Below are 7,959 nucleotides of genomic sequence, written 5' to 3' on the forward strand. Positions count from 1 at the left end.
ATGTTCGCCCTCTGTATGTCATGCAAAAATTAATATTTGATGTTTTTATGCTCTATAAACAATTGATACCATAGACAAAATGTAAATATAGTCCATATTTTTCTTGAATTATCTTTGTGACCTTTTAGATGTTCATCTAAAAGTTTTATTATATATTTTTTATCAATAAACTCGTCTACATTTGCATTAGAAATAGTATCTCTTACAACATCGCCTAAATCATCTTTTAACCAAACTCTTATTGGCGTTGGAAATCCTAATTTTTTTCTCTGAATAACATGTTCTGGTACTATATCTTTAAAGGACTCTCTAAGTAGCACTTTTGTATTATTTTTTGTTATTTTTTGTTCAACTCTTAAATTTTTTGCTACATCAAATACATCTTTATCTAAAAAAGGTACTCTAAGTTCTAGATGCTCAGCTACAGAGAATTTATCAACTTTTTGAAGTATATCACCTTGAAGCCATGTATTTACATCTATATGTTGCATTTTACTTATATAATCGTAATTATTTTTCTGCGCTTCTCTGTATAAATTTGATAATAAATACTCATGTATATTCTTTTCCTTATATTTAAAAAAGAATCTTTTCACTTCATTATTTTCAAAAATCTTCGCATTTCCTATATATCTCTTTTCTAAAGGTGTTGTAGCTCTATAAAGATAATTTTTGCCTTTTATATTAGGCATAAGCTCTGAAACTCTATTTAATACACCTCTAATATACACTGGTGAGTTTATAACTGATTTCACATTATTATATTCCTTGTATACATTGTATCCTCCGAATAATTCATCAGCACCTTCTCCAGACAACGCTATTTTAACATATTTACTAGCTTCTTTAATTAAAAAATAAAGACCTACTCCTGATGGGTCTGCCACAGGGTCATCCAAAAAATAAATTACACTAGGCAATGCTTTTATATAGTCATCTTGTGTTATGTTAAGTGGAATGTTTTCTATGCCCAATTTATCAGCTGTTTTTTTAGCTATTTCCAATTCACTATATCCTTTAACATTAAAACCTAGTGAAAAAGACTTTATATTTGGATTAATTTGTGAAGCTATAGATGTTATAATTGATGAATCTATACCACCAGACAAAAATGTTCCAACAGGTTTATTTTCTGATACCTGTCTTCTTACCGAATCTATTACTACATTTCTCACTTCTTCTTCGCCTATATCTCTATTTCCTAAATGGTTCTTACTGTAAAAAAATTTTGTACTACTCCTAAATTCAAGTTTATTATATCTCTTTAAAGATAGTATTCCATTTTCCACTCTAAAAAAATGTCCTGCTGGTATCAATCTTATCCCTTGTATCATAGTATCTTCAGGAAGAACATATTGAAACGAAAAATAACTCTGTAAACTTCGTTCATTTATGTTTAGTTTTTTAATATACTCCAGTATAAATTTATATTCTGATGCAAAGATTATCACTTTTTCTTTATTTATATAGTAAAGTGGTTTTATTCCAAATAAATCTCTTGCCCCAAATATACTTTCATCTTTTTTATCATATATTATAAAGCTAAACATCCCTTTTATCTTATGTACACAATTTTTTCCAAATGCTATATAAGATGTTAATAAGATTTCAATATCACTATCTGTAGAAAAGCTGTACCCTTTTTTAATCAATTCTTCTTTTATCTCACAACTATTATATATCTCACCATTTAAAACTATAACCTTTCCATCTTTTTCAAATGGTTTAACTCCATGTATAACATCTATTACATCAAATCTATTAAAATCAAACTCTTTTTCCTCACCTTTTAAGTATTCTCTACTATCAAGACTTATATGATTTATATTATTTACAGATTCTTTTATTTTAAATTTAATATCTTCTTTTCCAGATATATCTCCTTTATAATAAATTGAAATATTGCCACACATATTATCAAATTTCCTTCCTATTTTTTAGTATTATCCTGTATTTCATAGTTTTGTCTTTGCCTTCAAAACTTATTCAATTTTAAAAAAATTACTATCAAATTTTTATAAATTATCTGCTAATCTTTCATAATTTTTTAATTTCTAGAAATACTATATTAGGAGGTGATTTTTATGAAGAAAAAAATGTTAATACCAGTTATTATGTCTTTATTTATACTTTCACAGTGTATAACTTTATTTGCTTTTACACCCGAAAATAACAAGTTTAAGGTTAAACCATTACCTTATGCTTATGATGCACTTGAGCCCTATATAGATAAAGAAACTATGATTTTACATCATGATAAACATTATCAAGCTTACGTTGATAAGTTAAATGCAGCTCTTGAAAAATATCCTGAGCTTTATAATTATTCTTTATGTGAATTATTACAAAACTTAGATTCTTTACCTAAAGATATTGCTACAACAGTAAGAAATAATGCAGGTGGTGCTTACAATCATAAATTCTTTTTTGATATAATGACTCCTGAAAAAACTATACCTTCTGAATCTTTAAAAGCAGCTATTGACAGAGATTTTGGTTCTTTTGAAAAATTCAAAGAAGAATTCCAAAAAGCAGCTTTAGATGTTTTTGGTTCTGGTTGGGCTTGGCTAGTAGCTACTAAAGATGGTAAATTGTCCATTATAACTACTCCAAACCAAGATAGTCCTGTAAGTAAAAACTTGACTCCTATCATAGGTCTTGATGTTTGGGAACATGCTTACTATTTAAAATATCAAAACAGAAGAAATGAATATATTAACAATTGGTTTAATGTAGTTAATTGGAATGGAGCTTTAGAAAATTACAAAAATTTAAAATCTCAAGATTAATTAAATATTAAAATCCTTTTGAAAAAAACTTATGTTTGCTATATAATATAATAAAAGATAGTCTAAATTTACCAATATTATGTTTATAGTGACGATTCAGGAGGATTTTTATATGATAAAAGAAACACATGAAAGGGGAGGATATATATTAGCACTTTTGATACTCCCCTTTATAAATAATATATATTTAGTCAAATACGATACTACATATAAAATAGTATTAATTATAGTCTATATCTATTTTGCATATTTAGGTTCATTATTTCCAGATATAGATATGAGAGGTTCTTACATAAGCAAAAAGTTTATATTAATTTACAAGTTATTTGGAAGTAGGTTTAGACACAGAGGGTTTACTCATAGTCTTCTTGCCTTATTACTCATTGGTAGTTTTTTTAAGTCTCTAACAATCTTTACTAACAACAATATAGTTTTTTCATGTCTGTCTAGTGGATTTATAATAGGATATTTTTCTCACATGTGTCTTGACCTTATTACGAAAGAAGGTATCGAATTGTTTTTTCCCATTACTATAAACATTTCCTTACTCCCTATAAAAACTAGCTCGAAAACAGAAAAATTCATATCTAAACTTTTAAACTTCATAGTTATTTTTTTAATCGGATATCAATTTTACATTTTATTTTAATATATTTTTATAGCTATATATTTATAAATCAATTAATAAATTAAAAAAATTGTCTTAAAAGAATACTTTTAAATTTAAAATTTATTTAAATCTAATTCTTTTAAGACAATTTTATTTTTTTGACAAGTTAAATTCTTTTGTTATTTCTATCATTATCGTGTTTTTTATGATGAAATTCATAATTATGATTTTCAAGGTTTTTATTAACTTTACTTCCAATTTTCCATGATAAAAATACTAGTAGTATAAAGGATGCTATCTTTAGTGGGCTTGTTATAAATCCTTCTATATCACTTGCCACATAACTTATTACTATAAACATTACAAATTTTCCTGCCAACATTGCTGGAACAAAATCTTTTATATCTTTTTTACAAAAAGCTGATGCAACAGTAACTAAACATCCAGGCATAAATGGACAAGCATATGCTATAAATAGCAGTTTAAATCCCTGTTTGTCCATCCAACTTATTGCTCTTTCAGTTTTACTATTTCTCAACTTATTAAAAAGTCTACTATCAGTAAATCTACTTATTAATAAAAATAATGAGGTTGTCCCAAGCCCTGAGCCAATCCATGATAACAAACACCCAAGTAATAACCCTTGTATCGCAGCATTTGCTGTAACTATCGCCACAAGTGGTAAGGCTGGTATAAAGCTTTCTATAAATGCACTTAATAAACCAATTATTGTGGCTAACACCCAATAGTTTTGAGTTAAATCAAGTAATTCTTGTATATACTGCATATTGCTTTTCCCCTTTTTTTAACTTTAACTATTATTATATACTCTATATTACTATTACATACCAATTTCAAAAAGGAATCTAATATTCAAAAGTAAATAATTTATGTAAATTTACAGTTAAGGTATATTTATTTTATTATATATTATAACAAAAAAGTCTTAAAATATGAATCTATCATATTTCAAGACTTTTTCTTTTTATCTGGATATATTTAAACTATAGTATATCTGACTTCATAATATCTTCAAAGTCCCCTTTTTCAGATATCAATCTTATCAATTTAACAGTACAACTTAAATCATTTATAAGTATAGCTCCTACTAATGAACCATCTTTCATAAATAACTTTTTATATACTCTTTTACCTTCATCTTTTGATGAAATTTCTTTATCAAAATCTTGTATATTACCAATACTAAATACTTTAACATTCATTGCATCTAATGAAACTGGATATACATCACTTTCAAATTTCAAACTATCTCCACTTGCATTTGCTCCTGCTATTTTTCCCATTTCTACTGAAGATGGCCATATTGCTAGACTAGTATTTCCTACTTGTGCAACATCTCCACAAGCATATATATCTTTAACAGTTGTCTGTAATGTATTATCTACAACAATACCTCTATCAATTTTTACAGATGTATCTTGAACCATTTGAGTATTTGCTCTCACTCCAATCGAAAAGACTACCATATCACAGTCAACACTATTGCCATCTTTAAATACAACTTTTTGAGCCTTTCCATCACCATCAATACCATCAACTGCCACACCTAATCTTACATCTATGCCTGTATCCCTTACACATTGTTCTAGTATTTTACTTCCTTCTTTATCAAGTTGTTTTGATAATATACCATCCATTGCTTCAACTACTACTACTTCTAAGCCTTTTAATTTGAATTCCCATGCTGCTTCAAGACCTAATAGTCCTCCACCAATTACTACAACTTTCTTAGACTTCTCTAATGCTTCTTTTACATTATATAAGTCTTTTATATTTCTAAGTGTAAATACATTTTCTAAATCATGACCTTTAATTGGTGGTATGAAGTTTCTACTTCCTGTAGCTATTACAAGCTTATCAAATTTAATAGCACCATCATTTACTACAATAGTTTTATTTACTTCATCTAATTTATCTACATTTGTTCCTAATATTACTACTACATTGTTTTCGTCATACCAAGCTTTATCTTCCATATAGAAATCAGAATTAAGTTCTTCATTTATACCATCAGAAAGTGCAGGTCTGTAGTAAGTTAACTCCTCCTCATTAGAAATCATAGTTATCTTACAAGTCTTATTTCTTTTTCTTATAGCATCTGCTGCATAGAAACCAGCTGCACCATTTCCTACTATAACAAAATATTCATCAGTATCTTTTCTAAAAGTAACCTCATCTTCTTCAACTTCTATAAATTGGTCCTCTTTGGCTCCACATACAGGGCATATACTAGGAGCACTATCTCCTTCAAATACTTCGTTACAAATTACACATTTAAACTTTTTAGTTTTCTTTTTACTTCCAAAAGTAGAGTTTAACTTATCTAAGAATTTACCTGTATAAGCATATAATTTGTCAACTTCTTCTTCTGATGGTTTAAAGTTAACAGCAAATGGTTTCACTGTTGTCATTCTAAGCTGATTGATTCTCTCCATAGCATTTTCTATACCTTCTCCACTCCATCCATATGAACCAAATACTGATGCAACTTTTCCACCATGAAGAACTGGATTTAAAGATACTAATATATCCCATATAGGTTTTAACGCATCTCCTAATATTGTTGGTGTTCCAAATAATACACCTTGTGATACTGCTATTTTAGCTAGAATTTCTTCTTGCTTATGTTCTATTACATCAAATAAATTCACTTTATAATTGCTATTTTTTTCAATATATGATTTTATAGCTTCTGCCATGATTTTTGTATATCCATGTGCAGAAACATAACAAATTGTAACTTCTTTTTCTAATTTTACTTGTTCATTTACACTCCAATTATAATAAAGGTCTATAATTTTTCTAGGATTTTCAGTCAATACTGGTCCATGACCTGGACACACTATGTCTATATCTAAATCTTTTATCTTTTCTATAGCAGTTACCATAGATGGTTTAAATGGTCCCATTATACAATCATAATAATATCTTAAAGCATCTAAGTAATCCTTTTCTTCATCTTCATTAAGAGTGTTTACTATCTTATCATTACTATAATGACTTCCAAATGAATCACATGTTACAAGGGTTTTATCCTCTTTTATATATGTGTATATAGTATCTGGCCAATGAAGCATAGGTACAGAGAAGAATTCTAAAGTTTTATCACCTATTGATAGCACATCTCCATCTGCAACTGCAATATATTCAAAATCTTTGTTTACGATTTCCTTTAGATACTTAATGGCAGTTTCTGAAGCTACTACTTTTGCATTTTTTGCTAAATCTAAAAGTTTTTCAACGCTTCCTGCATGGTCTGGTTCAGTATGACTTACCACAATATAGTCAATTTTTTCAAAATCTATATTTAAATCATTTAATCTTTCAATATATTTGTCAAAATGTTTATCCTTCACTGTCTCAAATAAAACTGTTTTTTCTGTTCCTTTTAAAACATATGAATTATAAGTTGTTCCATAAGGTGTATACATAATTATGTCAAATACTCTTAAATCAGGGTCGAGCGAACCTACCCAATATAAATTTTCTTTTATTTTCAGTGATTTTAATGACATACCGTACTCCTCCTAAAATAATTATTTAACCTTTTTATACCCTATTTGTTATATTTTAAACAAATTTTATTTAAAAAAGAATTTATTTTAAAAGCAACTTAAAACTTTTAATCTTCTTTTTCTACCTCCAGTATAGTTCCTTTTTTAGAATCTACCTTTATGTCATATTCATTTTTTTCTTTATCTATTCTTATTTTATAAAAAGTAGCATCTAAATCTTTATCTAAACTCCATTCTTTTACTATTCCATCTTGTTCTTTTAATGCAATTTCCATAGCTTTTTGAGGTGTTATTATATCATTTAAATCTAGTTTTTCTTCTCTAGCTTTACCATTTAAATCTTCTGAATCCAATTTTTCAGTTTTATCTTGTAATACATCCTTTGTATTAACATCTATTTTCATCTTATACTCATTGTTATCATCTACACCTTCAACCGTATAAACATATTTATTTAAATCACTTTCAAGACTTAAATCTACTATATCAGCATCCTTATATTTGTCTTTAAATATATTTATTGCATCTGTGTAAGGTACTTTGAAATCTTGCTCCATTAAACTTTCATCCATTTTGCCATCTTTTAAATCACTATTTGATGCATTTGCTTCTTTTTTTGTGTCACCATTTTGAGGCGCTTGTCCTGAATTTGAATTTCCACTACATGCAGTCAATAAACCTGCAATAAGTATACTTGCTACTAATAAATATAGTTTTTTACACATAAAAATCCTCCTTAAATAATTAATTTATTCTATATTATGCCCTTTAAATCCTTTATTTACCCTTTTATATTGCAGATACTTCTTACTTTATTTTAATAGTTTCAAGGCCTTATAATCTATACTTAAGAAGCTAAAAATCTATTTTAATATTATTTATATGAAAATTAACCTAAATAATAATATATGAGTATAAATTTTTAAAGTTCTAATATAATACCTGTTTATAAATCATAATTATTCTTAAGAATAGAAATGTTGAATATATCGCTCAAAGATGAAATATTTTTAAAATCTATATA

The 7,959-nt window shown here is 27.1% G+C and carries 6 protein-coding genes; 2 read left to right on the forward strand and 4 right to left on the reverse strand.

Going from position 1 to position 7,959, the window contains the following annotated elements; all coding sequences use genetic code 11:
* Positions 1–29: 29 nt before the first annotated feature.
* A complete protein-coding gene (asnB, locus tag KGF52_RS01265; protein WP_227838860.1) occupies positions 30–1,913 on the reverse strand; it encodes an asparagine synthase (glutamine-hydrolyzing) in 1,884 nt (627 codons plus the stop codon).
* Between the two features lie 171 nt (positions 1,914–2,084).
* Here asnB and KGF52_RS01270 point away from each other — a divergent pair, with 171 nt between their 5' ends.
* Together KGF52_RS01270 and KGF52_RS01275 are read left to right on the forward strand one after the other, a co-directional pair.
* Positions 2,085–2,789 (forward strand): superoxide dismutase, encoded by a 705-nt coding sequence (locus KGF52_RS01270; protein WP_285891640.1) that lies wholly within the window; start codon positions 2,085–2,087, stop codon positions 2,787–2,789.
* 112 nt (positions 2,790–2,901) lie between these two features.
* Positions 2,902–3,438 (forward strand): metal-dependent hydrolase, encoded by a 537-nt coding sequence (locus KGF52_RS01275; protein ID WP_227829738.1) that lies wholly within the window; start codon positions 2,902–2,904, stop codon positions 3,436–3,438.
* A 127-nt stretch (positions 3,439–3,565) separates the two neighbouring features.
* Here KGF52_RS01275 and KGF52_RS01280 read toward each other — a convergent pair whose 3' ends face one another.
* The 3 genes from KGF52_RS01280 to KGF52_RS01290 all read right to left on the reverse strand — a co-directional run bounded on the left by KGF52_RS01280 (position 3,566) and on the right by KGF52_RS01290 (position 7,660).
* Positions 3,566–4,186 (reverse strand): TVP38/TMEM64 family protein, encoded by a 621-nt coding sequence (locus KGF52_RS01280; protein ID WP_227829739.1) that lies wholly within the window; start codon positions 4,184–4,186, stop codon positions 3,566–3,568.
* A 217-nt stretch (positions 4,187–4,403) separates the two neighbouring features.
* Positions 4,404–6,935, reverse strand: a complete 2,532-nt coding sequence (locus KGF52_RS01285; RefSeq protein ID WP_227838861.1) for an FAD-dependent oxidoreductase — start codon at positions 6,933–6,935, stop codon at positions 4,404–4,406.
* Between the two features lie 107 nt (positions 6,936–7,042).
* Positions 7,043–7,660 carry a PepSY domain-containing protein gene (locus KGF52_RS01290; RefSeq protein ID WP_227838862.1) on the reverse strand — a complete coding sequence of 206 codons (618 nt, stop codon included), beginning with the start codon at positions 7,658–7,660 and terminating at the stop codon, positions 7,043–7,045.
* Positions 7,661–7,959 lie beyond the last annotated feature (299 nt).

Origin of the sequence: Clostridioides sp. ZZV15-6597 (genome assembly GCF_020657815.1) — a bacterium.
In the GTDB taxonomy this organism is placed as follows: domain Bacteria; phylum Bacillota; class Clostridia; order Peptostreptococcales; family Peptostreptococcaceae; genus Clostridioides.